At 59.5% G+C, this 19,883-nt stretch carries 16 protein-coding genes and 1 pseudogene; 5 read left to right on the top strand and 12 right to left on the bottom strand.

Annotation, left to right across the window (positions count from 1 at the left end; all coding sequences use genetic code 11):
* Positions 1–582 precede the first annotated feature (582 nt).
* The 4 genes from ACDZ94_RS24370 to ACDZ94_RS24355 all read right to left on the bottom strand — a co-directional run bounded on the left by ACDZ94_RS24370 (position 583) and on the right by ACDZ94_RS24355 (position 4,213).
* Complete coding sequence (locus ACDZ94_RS24370) at positions 583–1,212, bottom strand: hypothetical protein (protein WP_432751567.1); 630 nt, start codon at positions 1,210–1,212, stop codon at positions 583–585.
* A gap of 30 nt (positions 1,213–1,242) precedes the next feature.
* The gene (locus tag ACDZ94_RS24365; RefSeq protein ID WP_237140850.1) at positions 1,243–1,998 is read right to left on the bottom strand and encodes a GntR family transcriptional regulator; all 756 of its coding nucleotides are present in this window, start codon (positions 1,996–1,998) and stop codon (positions 1,243–1,245) included.
* 17 nt (positions 1,999–2,015) lie between these two features.
* Positions 2,016–2,717 (bottom strand): FadR/GntR family transcriptional regulator, encoded by a 702-nt coding sequence (locus tag ACDZ94_RS24360; protein ID WP_053255777.1) that lies wholly within the window; start codon positions 2,715–2,717, stop codon positions 2,016–2,018.
* A 170-nt stretch (positions 2,718–2,887) separates the two neighbouring features.
* Complete coding sequence (locus ACDZ94_RS24355) at positions 2,888–4,213, bottom strand: C4-dicarboxylate transporter DctA (RefSeq protein ID WP_262668026.1); 1,326 nt, start codon at positions 4,211–4,213, stop codon at positions 2,888–2,890.
* Positions 4,214–4,429: 216 nt separating this feature from the next.
* On the opposite strand from ACDZ94_RS24355, the gene ACDZ94_RS24350 reads away from it, so the two are divergent.
* Positions 4,430–5,059 carry a DNA-3-methyladenine glycosylase I gene (locus ACDZ94_RS24350; RefSeq protein WP_432751566.1) on the top strand — a complete coding sequence of 210 codons (630 nt, stop codon included), beginning with the start codon at positions 4,430–4,432 and terminating at the stop codon, positions 5,057–5,059.
* A 113-nt stretch (positions 5,060–5,172) separates the two neighbouring features.
* Here ACDZ94_RS24350 and ACDZ94_RS24345 read toward each other — a convergent pair whose 3' ends face one another.
* The 7 genes and pseudogenes from ACDZ94_RS24345 to ACDZ94_RS24315 all read right to left on the bottom strand — a co-directional run bounded on the left by ACDZ94_RS24345 (position 5,173) and on the right by ACDZ94_RS24315 (position 12,075).
* The gene (locus ACDZ94_RS24345; protein WP_064452687.1) at positions 5,173–5,940 is read right to left on the bottom strand and encodes an SDR family oxidoreductase; all 768 of its coding nucleotides are present in this window, start codon (positions 5,938–5,940) and stop codon (positions 5,173–5,175) included.
* Between the two features lie 10 nt (positions 5,941–5,950).
* The gene (locus ACDZ94_RS24340; RefSeq protein WP_064452686.1) at positions 5,951–7,018 is read right to left on the bottom strand and encodes a phosphotransferase family protein; all 1,068 of its coding nucleotides are present in this window, start codon (positions 7,016–7,018) and stop codon (positions 5,951–5,953) included.
* Positions 7,019–7,148: 130 nt separating this feature from the next.
* On the bottom strand, positions 7,149–9,005 hold the full coding sequence (locus ACDZ94_RS24335) for a pilus assembly protein TadG-related protein (RefSeq protein ID WP_432751565.1): 1,857 nt from the start codon (positions 9,003–9,005) through the stop codon (positions 7,149–7,151).
* Positions 9,006–9,095: 90 nt separating this feature from the next.
* Entirely contained in the window at positions 9,096–10,046 is a 951-nt protein-coding gene (locus tag ACDZ94_RS24330; RefSeq protein WP_064452684.1) for a 2-hydroxyacid dehydrogenase, read from the bottom strand.
* A gap of 93 nt (positions 10,047–10,139) precedes the next feature.
* Positions 10,140–10,667 carry a cysteine hydrolase family protein gene (locus ACDZ94_RS24325; RefSeq protein WP_432751564.1) on the bottom strand — a complete coding sequence of 176 codons (528 nt, stop codon included), beginning with the start codon at positions 10,665–10,667 and terminating at the stop codon, positions 10,140–10,142.
* A 333-nt stretch (positions 10,668–11,000) separates the two neighbouring features.
* The gene (locus tag ACDZ94_RS24320) at positions 11,001–11,447 is read right to left on the bottom strand and encodes a hypothetical protein (protein WP_262664937.1); all 447 of its coding nucleotides are present in this window, start codon (positions 11,445–11,447) and stop codon (positions 11,001–11,003) included.
* 127 nt (positions 11,448–11,574) lie between these two features.
* Positions 11,575–12,075, bottom strand: a pseudogene (locus ACDZ94_RS24315) (DUF4822 domain-containing protein).
* Positions 12,076–12,487: 412 nt separating this feature from the next.
* On the opposite strand from ACDZ94_RS24315, the gene ACDZ94_RS24310 reads away from it, so the two are divergent.
* From ACDZ94_RS24310 to ACDZ94_RS24300, 3 genes are all read left to right on the top strand, one after another.
* Positions 12,488–13,765 (top strand): serine/threonine transporter, encoded by a 1,278-nt coding sequence (locus tag ACDZ94_RS24310; RefSeq protein WP_064452680.1) that lies wholly within the window; start codon positions 12,488–12,490, stop codon positions 13,763–13,765.
* 127 nt (positions 13,766–13,892) lie between these two features.
* Positions 13,893–14,510 (top strand): ParB-like protein, encoded by a 618-nt coding sequence (locus ACDZ94_RS24305; RefSeq protein WP_221294932.1) that lies wholly within the window; start codon positions 13,893–13,895, stop codon positions 14,508–14,510.
* Positions 14,500–16,152, top strand: coding sequence for a SulP family inorganic anion transporter (locus tag ACDZ94_RS24300; RefSeq protein ID WP_064452678.1), 1,653 nt, complete (start codon positions 14,500–14,502; stop codon positions 16,150–16,152). The genes ACDZ94_RS24305 and ACDZ94_RS24300 overlap by 11 nt, the downstream gene beginning before the upstream one ends.
* Positions 16,153–16,202: 50 nt before the next feature.
* Here ACDZ94_RS24300 and acnB read toward each other — a convergent pair whose 3' ends face one another.
* Positions 16,203–18,812 (bottom strand): bifunctional aconitate hydratase 2/2-methylisocitrate dehydratase, encoded by a 2,610-nt coding sequence (acnB, locus tag ACDZ94_RS24295; RefSeq protein WP_064452677.1) that lies wholly within the window; start codon positions 18,810–18,812, stop codon positions 16,203–16,205.
* A gap of 395 nt (positions 18,813–19,207) precedes the next feature.
* Between acnB and ACDZ94_RS24290 the strand changes: the two genes are divergently transcribed.
* Complete coding sequence (locus ACDZ94_RS24290; protein ID WP_064452676.1) at positions 19,208–19,678, top strand: DUF1289 domain-containing protein; 471 nt, start codon at positions 19,208–19,210, stop codon at positions 19,676–19,678.
* Positions 19,679–19,883 lie beyond the last annotated feature (205 nt).

Genomic DNA, 19,883 nt, shown 5'->3' with positions numbered 1-19,883 from the left:
GGCTCGGCATGCCCGCACTCCGGCTTGAATCCGTGGGCCGCCGCGATGGGCCATCCTTGGCCCAGTGCGGCTAACCCGGCGTCCTGCCGGGTTACCCACGGATTCAAGCCTGCGTTCGGCCAGCGTGGTTAACGGGGCCTCTCAGATCAAGATCAACAGCAGATCAAAAGCAGAGCACGGCGGCCTGGTAGCCGACCTGAGTGGTTGAAGCAAAAGCAGGGCAAAAACAGGGCTGCTTTTCTGTGGGAGCTGGCTTGCCTGCGATGCCGGCACCTCGGTCCATCAGGCATACCCAGCTGATGCCATCGCAGCGGTTCCGCGGTCCGACAAGTCAGCTCCCACATTGACTGAGTACAGCCTGAAGAGCCGCATACCCTCTGCCTGATGTGCTGAGTTCAAAATGTGATTAACAGGGCCTGTCAGATCAAAATCAAAAGTAGAGCACGGCGGCCTGGTAGCCGACCTGAGTGGTTGAAGCAAAAGCAGGGCAAAAACAGGGCTGCTTTTTTGTGGGAGCCCATTCTCCACTGAGAGACGGTTATCGCAGGCAAGTAGCTCTCACAGTGTGTTTGATCTCAAAAACTAGCGCGGGGTCGCGCTGGCAATACCCTGGCAAGACTGGATGATTTTTTTCAACCCGTTGTTGTTTTCCGGCAACGCGAACGTTGCGGTCAACCGCTCTGCGCCTTCTGTGGCCGGGGCTAATGAAAGTTTTAGCGCTTGGCCTCGCGAAGCATCGCTGACCCAGTAGGCTACTTCATCGGGCGGAACAGAGGTGCTGAGCGCAAAGACCGTACCGATCTGGAAAGCCCCGGCGTAAGTCCAAACGCCATTTACCGGGCGTTCGATGCTCGCGCGTGTTCCGGTGGTAATACGCAACGGGCCGTTTGCGCTGGCATCTTTGCCTTCAAACGGATCGCTGTCGAAACCCAGTGATTGCGGGGTGATCTGCAGCGCAAGGCTGGCCGTCGGGTTCTGCGGGTGACAGCTGATTTCCAGGCTGGCCTTGACGTGAAAGCCGCCGTAGGCGCTGACACCAAAAGTACGCGCGGTGAGCATCGGGCTGTCTGCGTAGGGTTGCTCAAGCAACCACACAGGGTGCGCTGGGGTGATGATGGCAGTTCCGATACCTGACTCGTCGCCTGCCTGTGCTTGAGCAATGAGAGGTAGAGCGAAAATGGCAGCGAACAACGTAAAGGTGAAGGCTCGCATAGAGGTATTCATCCGCGTGTAAAACTTGAGCTAAGGAATGAATGCATTTTGCCTGTCAGCGATAACCGGTTCTGTCGGGTTTTTCGCAAATGCAGCGCGGCTCAGTAGCTTGGTTTCCAGGTGATCCAGATGCTCGGTCATCAGGCTGACTGCGCTGTTCACATCCCGTTGCTCGACGGCGTCGACAATGGCTGCATGCTCCTGCCACGCACAGTACGTGCAGGCGTGCGCCTCATATTGGGCGATGATCAGCGAGGTCAGCGGTACCAGGCTGTTGAGAAACTGAGCCAGCGGAGCATTACGCGCCATCGCGGCCAATTGCAGGTGGAATTCCCCGGACAGGCGAATCGCCGGCCCGCGTTGATCGCGCTCGATGCACTCACGTTCACGAGCGATCAGCTCATGCAAGTGCCGAACCTGGGTCGGTGTGGCGTGCACACAGGCCAACTGCACCACGGTGATTTCCGTCAGGCGTCGCGCTTCCAGAATCTGTCGCGTCTGCAGGGCATCCGGCGCGGCCACTTGGGCGCGCTGGTTGGGGCGCAGAATGATGACTTGCTGATGCGACAGCTTTGCCAGTACCCGGCGAATCACGCTGCGGCTCACACCAAAGGTTTCGCCCAGGCTTTCTTCGGTAAAACGGCTGGCGGGTGCGATGCGTTGTTCCAGAATGGCGTCGAACAGGCGCGGGTAGATGTCTTCCACCGACGGCTTTTTACCTGCCACCAGGCGCATCGCGGGCAGGGCGGTGAGGACTGATTTGCGGTGCAGCGCGTGAGCGGTCATGGCCTGTCTCCAAAAAGTCAGCTGCCCAGATGGTCGTCCGGGATGTTCAAGCGAATGCCCATGCGCAGGCCTTCCTGAAGGATGTGCCGACGCATTTCGGCACTCGCCAGGGCGCTGTTCTTGTTGCGGATCGCGCGCACCACGGCCTCGTTTTCCTGCAGGCGTTCCGCCAGGTGTTCGGGTGAGTTACGCAACACCTGGGCGCTCTGCTTGAGGGCGTTGCTGGTCTGTTGCACCACGTTCTGGAAGATCGGGTTGGAGGTGAGGGCGAACAGTTCTTCGTGGAAGCCTATGTAGGCGTTCATGCCCGCTTCGGCATCGCCGGCATCCAGGGCTTCGCGCATGTCCATGAGTGTCAGGCGCAGTTGGCCGACTTCCTTGCTGCTGATGGACTGGGCGACCAGGCCGACGATGAAGGGCTCTAGGGTGTAGCGCAGTTGCAGGATGTCTTCGAGGCTTGCGTCCGCCACGGCGTCGCTCGATTGCGGTTCGCTGAGGCTGGTTTCCAGCACCACCACGCCCTTGCCCGGCATCGAACGCACCAGGCCGAGGGTTTCCAGCACGATCACGGCTTCACGCAGGCTCGGGCGACTGATGCCCATCTGCTCGGCCAGTTCGCGCTGGCCGGGCAGCATTTCGCCACGCCGCCACTGGCCCCGGGCCAGGGCCGCGCGCAGTTTTTCTACGACTGAGTTGACGACGGTTGAGGTGCTGATCACGTCTACGTCTCCTTGAGAGTGCAAATACAATGGTGAGTCTTGTGACGATCCAGTGTGGGAGCTGGCTTGCCTGCGATAACGGTGGGTCAGTCAACATCTCTGTTGCTGACCCACCGTTATCGCAGGCAAGCCAGCTCCCACCTTGGATTTGTGTCGTGCTTGAGCGCTGGTCAGAACTCCTGATGCGCCGGCAACACCGGCTTCTTGGCCTGAAAGGCATAGCCTTGCTCGCCGTGCAGCACCTTGTTGGCGCGCTGGATATCGATGTCTTTTTCCCAGCGTGCAATGGCCACGGTGGCGACACAGTTGCCGATCAGGTTGGTCAGCGCGCGGCCGATGCCCATGAACCAGTCCACCGCCAGCACCAGCACCAGGCCCACCACCGGAATCGCCGGAATGGCCGTGAGGGTCGCCGCCAGAATCACCAGCGCCGAGCCTGGAATCCCGTGGGCACCTTTGGAGGTGATCAGCGACACCAGCAAAATGGTCAACAGGTCGGTCATCGACAACGGCGTGCCGGTGGCATTGGCGATAAACACGATGGCCAGGGTCAGGTAGATCGAGAAACCGTCGAGGTTGAATGAGTAGCCGGTTGGAATCACCAAACCGACCGTCGAGCTGCCGATGCCCAGGTGTTCAAGTTTGCGCATGATCTGTGGCAGCACGGCGTCGGACGACGCGGTGCCCATCACGATCAGCAGCTCTTCGCGCAGGTACTTGAGCAGCGGCAGCATGCGCAGGCCGGACAGGCGCATTACCAGGCCAAGCACCAGCCCGACAAAGGCAAAGCAGGTCAGGTAGAACAAGCCCACCAGGCTGCCCAGGTGTTGCAGCGAATCCAGGCCATAAGTGCTGGTGGTGAAGGCGATGGCACCGAACACGCCGATGGGCGCCAGGCGTACGATCATGCCCATGATGCGGAAGATGACATGGCTCAGTTCATTGATCAGCCGCGAGATGCCGGAAGCGGCTTCACCCACCAGGTTCAGCGCGCTGCCGAACAGCACCGAGAACAGCAGCACTTGCAGCACATTGTTGTCGGCGAAGGCGCCGATCACCGAGTTGGGAATCAGCTCCATCAGGAACTGGCTGGTGCCGCGGATATGCTGGCCCTTGTCGGCCAGTTCATTCAGGCCGGCGGAGGACAACTGTTCCAGGTGGATATTGGCGCCGGTGCCGATACCGGTGCTGAAGGCCATGATCAGGCCGATCACCAGGGCGACGGTGGTGAGCACTTCAAAGTAGATCACCGACTTGAGGCCGATACGGCCGACTTTTTTCAAGTCGCCGGCGCCGGAAATACCGCTGACCACCACGCAAAACACGATCAGGCCAATCAGCATCTTGATCAGCTTGATAAAGCCGTCACCCAGGGGTTTGAGTTGCGAGGAGAATTCGGGAAGGGCCAGGCCGCAGACGATGCCGAGCATCAGGCCAATCACGACTTGCAGGAAAATCGAACGCGAGCACCATCTGAGCATGGGAGGGATCTCTATTCGGTGCCCTGGTGGTTCCAGGGCTTAATTGTTGTGGTCTTACCGGTAAGTCCAGTGCGCGGCCAGTCTACGCCGGGTTTTTTTGAAACTACAAGTAAATATTCAGTGCTTGACCGGTCCCGGTCTGACCAGTTGGTCGGTGATTGCGATGCTTGAGCGGTTGGCGGGTCGGAAAAATTTTCGCTTATCATCCGCCGCTTGTTACGCGAGGTGATGATGGACAAACCAGGACTGACCACGAATGCAGCAGGGCTGACTCACTGCACCTGGCGCACGGCGGCGCCGGAGTACCCGCGTTACCACGATGATGAATGGGGCGTGCCGGTAGCCGACGATATCCAGCTGTACGAGAAGATCTGCCTGGAAGGTTTTCAGGCGGGCATGGCCTGGATCACCATTTTGCGCAAGCGCGAGCAGTTTCGGGCCGCGTTTGAGGGCTTTGACTTTCGCCGCGTGGCGCAATACACCGAGCCCGACATAGCGCGGCTGATGAATGACCCGGGCATCGTGCGCAACCGCGCGAAGATCGTCTCTACCATCAACAATGCGCGCAGAGCGTGTGAACTGGTGGATGAAACCGGCTCGCTGGCGCGCTGGCTGTGGGCATTTGAACCTGTGGATGATGAGCGTCCGCAGGTGGTGGACATGGCTTACTGGACAGGCAACCCGACGTCACCGGCTTCGGTGCGTTTGCCGAAAGCCTTGAAGAAACGCGGCTGGACCTTTGTCGGCCCGACCACGATGTATGCGCTGATGCAGGCCATGGGCATGGTCAATGACCACTTGGAAGGGTGTGCCTGCCGACCGCGGATCGAAGCGCTACGCCAACAGTTCAAGCGCCCCTGAACCAATCGGCTTCAAGCTTGCGCATGATGGTGCTGTGCCGGTCAATCCAATGGCTGGCACGCCGCTGTCGCGGGCGTGCCAGCTCTCATAGGGATGTGGTTGTGCCTGGCGGGTCAGGACAGGAAACCACCGTCCACATTCAGCGATATACCGGTGGTGTAGCTGGAGGCATCGCTGGCCAGGAACAACACCGCGCCGGCCATTTCGCTCGGGTCCGCCACGCGCTTGAGTGGGATCTGCGCCAGGGCCATTTTCAGGATCGCGTCGTTCTTCACCAGCGCCGAAGCGAACTTGGTGTCGGTCAGGCCAGGCAGCAGGGCGTTGCAACGGATGCCGAACGCCGCGCACTCTTTGGCAAATACCTTGGTCATGTTGATCACGGCGGCCTTGGTCACCGAGTAAATACCCTGGAATACACCTGGGGAAATACCGTTGATCGACGCCACGTTGATGATGCTGCCGCCGCCGTTATCGCGCATGAGCTTGCCGGCTTCCACGGACATGAAGAAGTAGCCGCGAATGTTGACGTCAACCGTCTTCTGGAAGGCGCCGAGGTCGGTGTCGAGCACGTTGCAGAATTGCGGGTTGGTCGCGGCGTTGTTGACCAGGATATCCAGGCGCCCGAACTGTTCACGGATGCCGGCGAACACCTGGGTGATCTGTTCCATTTCGCCGATATGGCAGGCCACGGCGGTGGCCTTGCCGCCTGCGGCGATGATCGCATCGGCCACGTGCTGGCAGCCTTCAAGCTTGCGGCTGGAGACAATCACATGGGCGCCTTGCTGGGCCAGGAGCTTGGCAATGGCTTCACCGATACCGCGGCTGGCGCCGGAAACAAAAGCAATCTTGCCGTCGAGGTCGAACAGGTGAGTCTTGGACATAAGGTTTCCTTCAGAGGGCGGATTTGTCGATGACATTCAGGCTCATTTGCTCCAGCAGCTTGTTCATATGGATGAACTGCGCAAAGCGTTTGTCCTGGGTTTGGCCGTGGAAAAAGCGGTAGTAGATCTGCTGCACGATACCGGCCAGGCGGAACAGGCCGTAGGTGTAATAGAAATCGAAATTGTCGACCTGGATGCCGGCGCGCTCGGCGTAGTAATCGACGAACTGGCGGCGCGTGAGCATGCCGGGGGCGTTGCTCGGCTGGCGGCGCATCAGTTGCACGGGCGCGGGGTCAGCGGCTTCGATCCAGTAGGCGAGGGTGTTGCCCAAATCCATCAACGGGTCGCCCAAGGTGGTCAGCTCCCAGTCCAGCACGCCGATGATCTGCATCGGGTTGTTGGGGTCGAGGATCACATTGTCGAAGCGGTAGTCGTTGTGCACGATGCTGGAGGTAGGGTGGTCGGCCGGCATCTTGTCGTTGAGCCATGCGCGCACCGCTTCCCAGCGTGGGGCATCGGGGGTCAGGGCTTTTTCGTAGCGGTCGCTCCAGCCGCGAATCTGGCGCTCTACGTAGCCTTCAGGCTTGCCCAGGTCGGCCAGGCCGCAGGCGGTGTAATCGACTTGGTGCAGTTCGACGAACTTGTCGATAAAGCTTTTGCACAGGGCTTCGGTCCTGGCCGCATCCAGGCCCAGCTCGGGCGGCAGGTCGGAGCGCAGAATGATGCCGTTGACCCGTTCCATCACATAGAACTCGGCGCCGATCACCGACTCATCGGTGCAATGCACATAGGCTTTAGGGCAATAGGGGAAGCCGTCTTTCAGCTGGTTGAGAATGCGGTACTCGCGGCCCATGTCATGGGCGGACTTGGCCTTGTGGCCAAACGGCGGGCGCCGCAGCACGAATTCCTGGCCCGGGTATTCAAGCAGGTAAGTCAGGTTCGACGCACCGCCGGGGAACTGGCTGATTTTGACCGTGCCGCTCAAGCCCGGAATGTGGGCCTTGAGGTAGGGATCGATCAGGCTGGCATCAAGTTCTTCGCCTGGGCGAATCTGGGTCGATTGGTCGTTAAGCGCCATGCTTATCCCTTCTGCTTATTCTAAAGGCCTTGGACTATTGGCTAATCTAATGCGCACCACCGCCCAGCGACAAGGTCGGGGCGGCTTAATAGGTTAGCGTGTTGGATGATGATCAGCGGGCTTGATGTGTTCAAATCACCAGCATCGCCCGGCCACCGGGGTTGCAGGACAGGTTGGCACCTATTTCGACTTTTGCCAGGTCGATGCCCAGGCCCGCGAGCAGGCTGTTGACCAGTGGGTCGAGCAATGGGCTGAGCAGGCTTGAGATGATACCGCTGAGCAGGTTCAGGACCTCGGTCAGTATGCCGACCACCAGGCCGAGCACTAAGCCTAGAAGCCCGTCGAGCGTCGGTGTATGGCTGGTCAGCCGAATTCCGTTAAGGGTGTTGCTCAAGCTGCCGATGACGTTATTGGAACTGAAGCTGAAGTAGCTCGGTGGCTGTTTCACCTCCGGAGGCGCCACGTAGACATGGTTGCGCGTGGTCTCGGCCACGCTGCTGTCGACCCTCAGGCTGAGGCCGCCGACTGCGTAGGGCTGCCTAGGCTCGCACACGCCTTGGCTGCATTTTTTGACGCCAAGGTCGAGCAGCGGAAAATCGTCGACTTTCAGGGTTTCGGTGGAGGAAAACAGGTTTTTCGGATCTATCTGGCCCACCATCAATCGCACCGCAGACGTGCTGCCTGACACGGACAGTGATTTGTCTGCGGGCCCGTTGCAGCGGTAGCCGGTGACGTAACTGCTACCGCTGGCGGCCTCGAGGGCAATGTCTATTTGCGTGCCCGGCACAGGATCGAGTGAACTGCCCAGCAGCAAACCCACCACATCGGTGACCAGGCCGATCACTTTATTGAGCACGTCGATGACGGGCAGCTTCAAGGAAATCCAGGTGCGGACTTGCGCGGTCCTGACAAAAATCGGCTGGGTATCGATCAACTGCGGGTTGCCAATTGCAGAAATCTGCGCGGGTTCGATGACACGGGTCTTGACCGTGATATTCAGCAGCCCCAGTACGTCCACCGGCAATTCGACGGCCACTGCGCTGGCTTTGTTGGATAGCTGCACAAAGCCCTGAATCAGGTTGAACAGTTGCAGGTTGACGTCCAGGGCGCTCTTGTCCGTGCCGTTTTGTATATTGATCAGGTCGCCCAGGTGCAGGATCTGTGTGCCTGGCGCAATCAGCTTGATTGCTTCGAGGTTATTGATCACCACCTTGACCGCATCACCGCCCAGCTTGAGCACATCGATGGCGGCCTGGATCAACTGGCCGACGGTCGCGTCGGTCTTAAGCAACTGGTCGTAGTTGCCGGCGCTGACATTCAGGCGGATAGCCAACGCGTCCAGGTAGCTGAGCAAGCTGATGTCCGTGTTGATCAAGCCTTTCCAGCCCACCGCATCGATTTGCAATTTGCCGCCCAGCAAACCGCCGATCAAGCCATTGAGTGCCGCCGATTTGGTGCTGTCCACCGTCAACAAGGTACTGCGAACGGTGAGGGTCGCCACGGGCGGCGAGGGTGCGGCAGCGACCGCCGTGGCGCTCAAGAGAGAGGTCTGGCTGAGGGTTCGTCCCGAGAATAATGAGTGGATGGCGTGGCCAACGCTGGTCGTGACGCGATGGGTGGCGATGACCCGGATGGCGTCGGCCTTGTTGGGATCGGCGCTGAAGGTGCGTATAAAGTCAGCACCGGTGGCCAGGGTGCCGCAGGCGATTGCCAGCGTGCGATCGGCGTCGACCTTGAAGTTGTTGCGTTCCGCGCTTTGCGTTGCGAATTGCGCTGCATTGTTATTGGGCGCCGCGCATGTGCCGCCGCGGCTCACCGCTTCCAGCGCCGCGGTATCGGCGACGCGCTGCAACTTGCGCTTCTCCAGGTACAAGCGACCGCTGTCGATCACCAGCAACAGAAACAACAACGCGATCCCGAGGGTTACAGCGCCCACCAGGCCGATGACCCCGCGTTGGAGGGCCGGGCCGAGTCCATGGCCAAACATTGTGCGTTCCTTCGCCGGTCCTGCACCGACGTCCTGAGCATCCCCGAAAACAGTGTAGTCAGGTTTTGCGCAGGCGCTGGCTAATCGCTACTAGTTGCGTGGCGGCAAGGTAACGGGCGTCAGAACGGGGCGGCCCGCGAAGTATTCCACCAGGTTGTCGGCCACGCGCTGCACGGTGTCATGGGCCGCTTCCGGCGACAGGCCGGCCACATGGGAGGTGAGCACGGTATTGCTCAGGTGTTTGAGGGCGTCGGGCACTTTGGGCTCATCGTCGAACACATCCAGTGCGGCACCGCCGATACGCCGCTGCTCAAGGGCGGTCACCAGGTCAGCGGTCACAACCACACTGCCGCGCCCGATGTTCACCAGGTAACCGTGCGGCCCCAGGGCGTCCAGGGCGTGGCGATCAATCAGGTGACGGGTACTTGCGCCACCGGGTGTCGCCAGGATCAGGAAGTCCGATGTGCGCGCAAGCTCCACGGCCGTTGCGCAGTAGGTGTAATCCACGTCATCGCGGGGCTGGCGGTTGTGGTAACTCACCTCCATGCCGAACCCGAGGGCGGCGCGCTTGGCGATCTCCATGCCCACCGCGCCAAGGCCGAGAATGCCCAGGTGTTTACCGCCCAGGGAAGGACGCATCACCTTCGGCCATTCGCTGCGCCGTACGGCCGCGTCCGTTTGCGGAATGCCGCGCACCAGCGACAGCAGCAACGCCATGGCGTGGTCGGCCACTGACGGTGCGTTCACACCCGCGCCGTTGGTCACAACAATCCCGCGATTGCTCGCCGCCTGCAGGTCAACATGCTCGTAGCCAGCGCCGATCACGCAGATGATCTCCAGCAGCGGCAGCGCGGCGATTTCCTCGGCATACAAGCCCAACGGCCCACGAGTCAGCACCGCCTTGATCTGCCCACCATGGGCCTTGATCGCTTGGGCGCGCTCGGCCGGCGTCGGCGCCAGAATCACGTGAAAGTCGTTGCTCTCAATGATTTGCAGGTATTCGTTGATGGTTTCAACCAGGACCAGAACAGTGGTGGACATCGGAAGGCTCTTCCTGAAGGGTTTGAGAGAATGAGTATGCGGGATTTGTAAGACGGAACGTTTTGTTCAGTCACAAAAAATCCCGCATAGGTATCACTGGAACTCAATAGTCTGCGCTGTCACCCGCTTCACAAATGCCCCGGCCAGGGTCGCGTTGTGATGCTCGATGATCGCCTCGGCCGACAACGTCGGAGTGTCCATGCAAGTATGGCCGTCCTGCGTCAATACCACCGAAAACCCAAGCTCCACCGCTACTCGGCAAGTGGTGTCGATGCAGAACTGGGTTTTCATCCCGACAATCACCAGTTCATTGACCTGCGCGGCGGCCAACTGATTCGCCAGATCAGTCCCCAGGAAGCAGCTGGGGCGGGTTTTATTGAACAGGTGGTCGCGCGCTTCTTCGACCTCCAGGCCGTGCCACAGCTGCCAGAGTGGGCTGCCGGCTTCAATCGGCGAGCCCGCGGGGCCAGTGTGCCGGGCAACGAAGATCGGTGCGTTGGCGCTGCGGGCGCGATGGATAAGCTGGTTGATGGTGTCGAGCACACGTTCGCGCTCGAAGGGTTTTTCCGGCCCGTCGTATAAACCGGTTTGCATATCGATGATCAGCAGGGCGTTTGCCATGGTCTTGCTCCTTGCAGTGGCCAGAGGGCGGAGCAATAAAAAGGCCCCGTCCATTGCTGGCGGGGCCTTGGGTTGTTTCTGGGTGTCTCTAGTTCACGCACCCACAGCAACCGCACGACCCGCCATAAGCGGTCGTGGTGATGGTGCGGGTGAGGCGTCGCTGAGTAAAGTTCATGGCCCGATCATGCTGGCGCGTACGCGAGTCTGTCAACGGGTGCGTCCAATCGCTTTGGTGTAGTGCACGGCCTCAAGGAACTCGTCTCACAAACCTGCTGCTGCGTATCGTGCGAGCGAGCGAGGGTGACGCCATAACCGTTCAGCCGCGAGGTGTCCCTATTGAGCCGCGCCAGCCTTCCGCGCCTTGATTTGCTCGGCCTGTGCTATCGGCATGAAATCATAGGTGGGGAAGAATTCCGTCTTGTAAACGCCCCAGGCGGTGTTTTCGATCGCTAAATTGACCTCAGCCAGGCGCGATGCCGGAAGGCGCAGGACGATGACCTGTCCGATGCCCATGGTGATATTCCAACTCACGACTTCCACGCCGGCAGGCGGAAATACTTTGTGAAACTCCTGCTTGGCCAGTTGGGCTTTCAACGCACTTAACGGCCGTGACTGATCGTGTTTAAGAAATACGGTCAACATAACGGCGTTGTCGGCTGTGGCGGTAATATTTTTTGCGCTGGAACTTGCGCCGGTCTGCGCGGTGACCACGCTTGGCAGCAGGATAATCGCGAGCAGTGCAGGTATTAACAGTGACGTACGAGGAGTGAGTATGTTCATGTGTCGGTACCTTGCTTTTTTTATAGAAAGGCGTGCTCATATAGCCAAGTGAGGGCAGTGCGCGCCAATAACATTGCGGTGGGTATGCCGAGTCAACGTGGCATTTTAATGCAGTGTTTGAGTTCGCTTAGTTCGACATGGCTGTCTTTATGGGGCCGTTGTAAGGGGCGTGCACCACATAAATTCGAACCGTTGGCTGATTGGCTACCATGTCGCGAGGTACTTATCGAGAATAGGTGAACTCGCTGCTATCCAGCTTTTCCAGCCGTCTGACAACGGTTCTGGTAGGTCCAGCGTCAGGCACCAGAATGTGGGTTTTCCTGTCGCCCGTGACCAGGAAATACCCGCCACCGCCATCCGCGTATTTTGATCGCCCGGTATCGGTATAAAAGAACTCATAGCGGTTTCGCTGAGGGTCCCACATTGATATGCCCACTACGCCGGGGTAGTTTGCCTTGACGTCTTTTTCCGGGGCCCCTTCGATATAGACTTTGGTGGTCAACCATTGAGGGGAGGACGCCAGCGCACGGATATCCCGTTCAGGCTCCGCTTGTTGTGCGTAACTTTTGGATGGATTGAATATCCCAGCCAGAAGCAGGCCGGCCAATACAAAAGTGAGTCTTCGCATGTTTAACTCCTGGGAGTTTAGTCAGTGTTTACCTCCAGTGCGTGGGGATATTAGTGTGGGTGGCCGAGTTTGCTCAATAGCTATGAATGTTCCTGTTACAGTTATAGTGGTGTTTTAGTGAAAATATAATTTAGATGCAGGCAGTGTCTTGTCGTGCTGTAGGGTACTTCTTGAAAAGCTCGAACTCCTAAAGGGATGCGCGCTGTGGGTGTGCAGTGATTACGCGACTCCTCAGTGTTCGAAAACCGCAGCCAACGCTGTCTGTGAACGGCTGCCGTGCCTAACCATTCCTCTGCTAAGTCTTTGCTTATTCACAAGAATCCCGGACAATCGCGTCCCTGTTGTGGTCGGGGCGCTGCCTGTCAGGTTTTTCTGACTCGCCCCGGCCGTGAAAATGCGGAGATCCGACCGGATGAATGATCAGGCCAATAGCGTCGACGAACGCTATGCAACGACACCTGCAACCCTCACAAGCTGGAGCCGCCAGGACACCACCTGGATGCTTGGGCTATTCGGCACCGCCATCGGCGCCGGTACTTTGTTTTTGCCGATCAACGCGGGCTTGGGGGGCTTTTGGCCACTCGTGATCCTGGCGCTGCTGGCATTCCCGATGACATTCTTTGCCCACCGTGGGCTAACCCGTTTCGTACTGTCCGGCCGCGAAGGTTCCGACATTACCGACGTGGTTGAAGAACATTTCGGTGTCAAAGCCGGTGCGTTGATCACCTTGTTGTACTTCTTCGCCATCTTCCCGATCCTGCTGATCTATAGCGTGGCGCTGACCAACACCGTCAGTAGCTTCATGGAACACCAACTGCACATCCTGCCGCCGCCGCGCGCGATCCTGGCATTTGTGCTGATTCTCGGGCTGTTGGCCGTGGTGCGTTGCGGCGAACAAGTGATCGTCAAGGCCATGAGCCTGATGGTCTATCCGTTTATCGTCGCCTTGCTGTTCCTGGCGGTGTACCTGATCCCGCATTGGACCGGCGGCATTCTCAGCACCGCCAGTGAGGTGCCGGCGCCGTCGGCGTTGCTCAGCACGCTGTGGCTGGCGATTCCGGTGATGGTGTTCTCGTTCAACCATTCGCCGATCATCTCGGCCTTCGCGGTTGACCAGAAGCGCCAGTACGGCGCCAACGCCGATGAGCGCAGTTCGCAGATCCTGTCCCGTGCGCACCTGTTGATGGTGGTGATGGTGCTGTTCTTCGTGTTCAGCTGCGTGCTGACCCTGTCGCCGGCGCAGTTGGCCGAAGCGAAAGCGCAGAACCTGTCGATCCTGTCGTACTTGGCCAACCACTTCGACAACCCGACCATCGCCTTCGCCGCACCGTTGATTGCGTTCGTGGCGATTGCCAAGTCGTTCCTGGGCCACTACATCGGTGCCAGCGAAGGCCTCAAGGGCCTGGTGCTTAAAACCGGTCGCCGTCCGGCAGCCAAGGCGCTGGACCGCATGACCGCTGCGTTCATGCTGGTGGTGTGCTGGATCGTCGCCACGCTTAACCCGAGTATCCTGGGCATGATCGAGACGCTGGGCGGCCCGATCATCGCGTCGATCCTGTTCCTGATGCCGATGTACGCGATCCGCAAAGTGCCGGCCATGGCCAAATACCGTGGGCAGGCGTCCAACGTGTTTGTCACGGCGGTAGGCTTGGTTGCGATTACTGCGTTGATCTACTCGCTGCTGTCCTGACGGCAGGCTGCACGCTCCAGGGCCGATTCGCGCACAGCGCGAATCGGCTTTTTTTTCGCGCTGAAAAAACTGGCCAATCAATGAAGGCTAAGCTGTCGGCTTATTGGTTCCCTTTTTGGAGACGCCCATGGCCCGGCCCCGTCCGCAACTGGTTACAGGCAAGCTGGAAAAACTGCACCCCACTCAATTGACAGTGGGCCTGGCTGAAGTCGCCACCAAGCGCGAAGCCTGGACCAAACTCAAGCGCAAGGAGCGCGCCGCCGCGCTCGACAAGCACTGGTTTCCTTGCGTGCTCGGCCCGGACGAGCGCTATTACATCACTGATCATCACCATTTTGGCCTGGCGCTGATGCTGGAGGGCGTCAAGAGTGTGTCTTTGTTGATGCTCAAGGACCTGTCATTTGTGGACCGCAGCACGTTCTGGAACGTCATGGCGTTCAATCAATGGGTGCACCCTTACGACGCGCGTGGTTTACGGCGTACCTACGAAGCCATTCCGCGCAAGATTACCGATTTGCAGGACGACCCTTACCGCAGCCTGGCGGGCATGTTGCGCACGGCCGGCGGCTACGCCAAGGACGCGACGCCATTCAGCGAGTTTCTGTGGGCGGATTTCTTGCGCAGCCGCATTGGCAGCGACGTGGCCAGCCAGCCAAACCCCAAGTTGTTGAGCAAGGTCATGGTCCTGGCACGCAGCCAGGAAGCGCGTTATTTACCAGGATGGGTTGGGCCGATTGAAAACTGAAACCGAAACGCCTGTTGTTGCACCGCCCAATCGTACTCAGGACATCCTCGCCGGGTTATCCATTGCCGGTTTGCTGCTGCCGGAGGCCGTGGCGTATTCGAGCATTGCCGCGCTGCCGCCCCAGGCCGGTGTGATTGCCTTGTTTGCCGGGCTGGTGTGTTACGGCCTGTTCGGCACCAGTCGCTTTGCGATTGTCTCGGCGACGTCATCTTCTGCGGCGGTGCTGGCGGCGGCTACGTCGAGTCTGGCGGGCGATGACCCGGCGCTGAGACTGTCCCTGGCGTTTGGGCTGGTGTTGATCACCGGGGTGCTTTTCCTGTTGGCCGGGTTGTTCAAGCTGGGCGGTGTAACGTCGTTTATCGCCAAGCCGGTGTTGCGTGGCTTTGCCTTCGGCCTGGCGCTGACCATCATCCTCAAGCAGTTGGCCAGCGTGGTGGGCGTGCACCTGGTCGACAACAACCTGATCCGCTTCCTGCCGCAGTTGCTGGAGCAACTGCCCCGTTGGAATTGGCCGGCTGCGTTGGTTGCGGCGGCTGCGTTGGTCGTGTTGTGGCTGTGCGCGCGAATACCGCGCCTGCCAGGCGGATTGTTGGTGGTGGTCCTCGGTATCGGCGCCGGGCAGTACCTGGATCTACAGGCCCACGGCGTAGCGTTGATCGGCCTGATCGACCTGCGGCTGGAATTGGGCCACTTCCCGGTCCTGCCGTTCGCGGACTGGTTGCGCCTGGGCGAATTGGCGTTTGCCCTGGTCATGATCCTGTATGCGGAGTCCTACGGCTCCATCAGTTCGTTCGCGCTTAAACACGGCGATCGGGTGTCATCCAATCGCGATTTGCTCGCGTTGGGTGCGGCTAACCTGATCTCGGGATTGTTCCACGGCATGCCGGCCGGCGCGGGCTACTCGGCGACGTCGGCCAATGAAGCCGCTGGCGCCGGCTCGCGGCTGGCAGGCATCGTTGCCGCGCTGGTGGTGTTGGTGATCGTGTTGACGGTGCTGCCGTATGTAGCGCTGACCCCGGAGCCGGTGCTCGCCGCCATTGTCATCTATGCGCTGGGTCGCGGCTTGAGCCTGCAACCTTTGGGGCGCTACTTCCTATGGCGGCGTGACCGTTTGCTGGTGATCTGTGCCGTGGCGGCCGTGCTGTTGCTGGGCGTACTGGACGGGCTGTTGGTGTCCGTGGCGATCAGCGTGGTGTTGATGTTGCGCCAGATGTCGTCGGCAGATATTCAGGTGCTTGGGCGTTTGGCTGACAGTCACGACTTTGTCGATCGCCAGCACCATGCCGATGCGCTGGACGTACCTGGCGTGTTGATCGTACGGCCCAACGAAGCGCTGTTTTTCGCCAATGCCGAACGCGTCCTCGGCGCGGCGTTGCGCCTGATGCGTCAATCGCAGGCCGAGGCCGTGGTGCTGAGCCTGGAAGAGTCCCCTGACCTCGACGGCACCAGTATCGAAGCGCTGGCAGCGTTTTTCGCGCAAGTGCGGGGGGAGGGCAAGCGCCTGGTTCTGGCGCGCGTGCGGCATGAGGCCCGGGAGGTGTTGCAGGCGTTGCCTGAAGCCTCGGCGCCACAGGTATTGCTCAGCGGCTTGAGCGTTGACGACGCAGTACAGCTTGCGCTGAGCGTCAATTCACAGGCATAAAAAAACGCCGCGCATCTTTCGATACGCGGCGTCCTTTACGTCAACACACCTTAGGCTTGAATCACCGGGATGTTGGCGCTTGCTGCGATTTTACGGAACTCGGCGATCTGGTCGAAGTTCAGGTAGCGGTAAACGTCACTGGCCATGGTGTCCAGTTTGGCCGCGTAGCCCATGTACTCTTCGACGGTCGGCAGGCGACCCAGCGTGGAAGCTACAGCCGCCAGCTCAGCCGAAGCCAGGTAGACGTTTGCGCCATCACCCAGACGGTTCGGGAAGTTACGGGTCGACGTCGACACAACCGTCGAGTTCGGCTCTACACGTGCCTGGTTACCCATGCACAGCGAGCAGCCCGGCATTTCCATGCGCGCGCCAGCCTTGCCGTAGATGCCGTAGTAGCCTTCCTCGGTCAGTTGGTGAGCGTCCATCTTGGTCGGCGGCGACAGCCACAGACGGGTTGGCAGCTGACCCTTGACCTGTTCCAGCAACTTACCGGCAGCGCGGAAGTGACCGATGTTGGTCATGCACGAACCGATGAACACTTCGTCGATCTTCTCGCCGGCAACGCTGGACAACAGACGAGCATCGTCCGGGTCGTTTGGCGCGCAGAGGATCGGCTCGTTGATTTCGGCCAGGTCGATTTCGATGATTTCGGCGTATTCCGCGTCGGCATCGGCTTCCATCAGCTCCGGGTTGGCAACCCAGGCTTCCATCGCTTGGGCGCGACGTTCCAGGGTCCGTGCATCGCCGTAGCCTTCGCCGATCATCCAGCGCAGCAGGGTGATGTTGGAGTTCAGGTACTCGGTGACGGAGTCTTTCGACAGCTTGATGGTGCAACCGGCAGCCGAACGTTCAGCCGAGGCGTCGGACAGCTCGAAAGCCTGTTCCAGCGTCAGGTCGTTCAGGCCTTCGATCTCCAGGATGCGGCCGGAGAAGGCGTTCTTCTTGCCTTTCTTCTCTACGGTCAGCAGGCCAGCCTGGATCGCGTAGTAAGGAATGGCGTGAACCAGGTCACGCAGGGTGATGCCAGGTTGCATTTTGCCTTTGAAGCGCACCAGGATCGATTCCGGCATGTCCAGTGGCATAACGCCAGTGGCTGCAGCGAACGCCACCAGACCGGAACCGGCCGGGAACGAGATGCCCATCGGGAAACGGGTGTGGGAGTCACCACCGGTGCCGACGGTGTCCGGCAGCAGCATGCGGTTCAGCCAGCTGTGGATGATGCCGTCGCCTGGACGCAGCGATACACCGCCACGGGTCATGATGAAGTCAGGCAGGGTGTGGTGGGTGGTCACGTCGATCGGCTTTGGGTAGGCCGCGGTATGGCAGAACGACTGCATTACCAGATCGGTCGAGAAGCCCAGGCACGCCAGGTCTTTCAGTTCGTCACGGGTCATAGGACCGGTGGTGTCCTGAGAGCCTACGGTGGTCATCTTCGGTTCGCAGTAGGTGCCAGGGCGAACGCCTTTGCCTTCTGCCAGACCGCATGCACGGCCGACCATTTTCTGCGCCAGGGTGAAGCCCTTGTCGCTTTCAGCCGGCGCTTCCGGCAGCTTGAACAGGGTCGAAGGCGGCAGGCCGAGTTCGGTGCGAGCCTTCTCGGTCAGGCCACGGCCGATGATCAACGGGATACGGCCACCGGCACGCACTTCGTCCAACAGCACCGGGGTCTTCATTTCGAAGGTGGTCAGGACTTCGTCAGTGCCGTGTTTGCAGACTTTGCCAGCATGCGGGTACAGGTCGATCACGTCGCCCATGTTCATGTTGGTAACGTCGAATTCGATTGGCAGTGCGCCCGCATCTTCCATGGTGTTGTAGAAGATTGGAGCGATCTTGCTGCCGAAGCAGAAACCGCCGGCACGCTTGTTCGGCACGTAAGGAACGTCGTCACCGAAGAACCACAGTACGGAGTTGGTCGCCGACTTACGGGACGAACCGGTACCGACCACGTCACCGACGTAGGCGATCGGGAAGCCCTGGCCGCGCATCTCTTCGATCTGCTTCATCGGGCCGGTCTTGCCTTGCTCGTCCGGCACGATGCCTTCACGGGCCATTTTCAGCATGGCCAGAGCGTGCAACGGGATGTCTGGACGGGACCAGGCATCAGGCGCAGGGGACAGGTCGTCGGTGTTGGTTTCGCCAGTCACCTTGAACACGCGCAGGCTGATCTTGTCGGCCAGGGTCGGGCGGTTCTTGAACCACTCGCCGTCGGCCCAGGACTGGATCACGGCTTTGGCGTGTTCGTTGCCGTTCTTGGCTTTTTCAGCCACGTCGTGGAACGCATCGAACATCAGCAGGGTGTGCTTGAGTTGGGCGGCAGCTACCGGTGCAAGCGTGGCGTCGTCCAGCAACTCGACCAACGTCACGATGTTGTAGCCGCCTTGCATGGTGCCAAGCAGTTCAACAGCGCGTTTCTTGTCGATCAGGGGGGAAGTGGCTTCGCCCTTGGCCAGGGCAGACAGGAAACCGGCCTTGACGTAGGCAGCTTCGTCAACGCCTGGTGGAATGCGGTTGGTGATCAGGTCAACGAGGAATTCTTCTTCGCCAGCCGGAGGATTTTTCAGCAGCTCGACCAGGCCTGCGGTTTGTTCGGCGTTAAGCGGCTGGGGAACGATACCCAGTGCTGCGCGCTCTTCGATATGTTTGCGGTAGGCTTCAAGCACAGTTATTACCCTCATCAGTGGTCCCACGGGACGCTCATCCAGAAATGAACGGCACGCATGCGCTCGGGGGCTTTTTGGGCCGCAAAGCCAGCGCTGCCGGCATTCCTCACAGAAGCTGCTTTCAAAGTTTTACGCCTGCAGAACGGAGCTGATGAGGGTTGGCGCGGGCTCTGACCTACCGGGTCAAATCCACGCCAACACCGTTCTGAAGGAACGACTGTGCTCGTGACGCTTTGAAAACAGCTTCCAGCGGATTATTGGCGCCTTACAAGGCCGGATGATTCTACGGCAAAAAAAATCTAAAGGTAAGTTGCCTAACCAAGTTTGCTGGGTGATGAATCTTAGACAAAGGGCTAACATGGCGCATTGTTTCGCTGATTTGCGTGTCGTTACCCATGCCCAACCAAACCATCAAGACCCCTTGCGTCGGCCTGTGCTCCACGGTGTACGGCGATCTCGTGTGCCGTGGCTGCAAGCGCTTCCACCATGAAGTCATCCAGTGGAATGGCTATAACGAAGAAGAAAAACGCGCAGTCTGGCTCAGGCTCGAGCAACTGCTGGTGCTGGTAATGGCCGGTAAACTGGAAGTCTTCGACCCCAAGATGCTGCGCGGGCAACTGGAGCAGCGCAAGATTCGCTTCGTGCCGCATCAGTCCGAGTACTGCTGGGCCTATCAGTTGATCGCCCGTGGCGCACGGGTGATTTCCAACCTGGAAGCCTATGGCATGGTGCTGTTGCCGGAGTTTCGTGACTGGGCGTTGCCGGAGTTGCGTGATGCCATCGACCGGGAGTTTTTTATCCTGTCCGAGGCGCATTATCAGCGTTATATCGCGCCGGGGTTTTTGAAAGACGCGCTGGGACACTGACGGCAGAGGTCAATGTGGGAGCTGGCTTGCCTGCGATGGCTGTCTGCCAGGCGACACATCTTTGACTGATCTATCGCTATCGCAGCATAGGTATCTACGCAATTCTTTATGTTGCTCTGAGCCTGTGAGGAGCTTAGATAGATTGAGTACATATCCGTTGCTGCGGTAACGGCTGCTTAGGGTTCCGCCCTTACGGCGGGTCACT

Source organism: Pseudomonas sp. UBT, from assembly GCF_050915955.1.
Taxonomy (GTDB): Bacteria; Pseudomonadota; Gammaproteobacteria; order Pseudomonadales; family Pseudomonadaceae; genus Aquipseudomonas; species Aquipseudomonas antarctica_A.
This window is presented reverse-complemented; position numbering and strand designations above follow the sequence as displayed.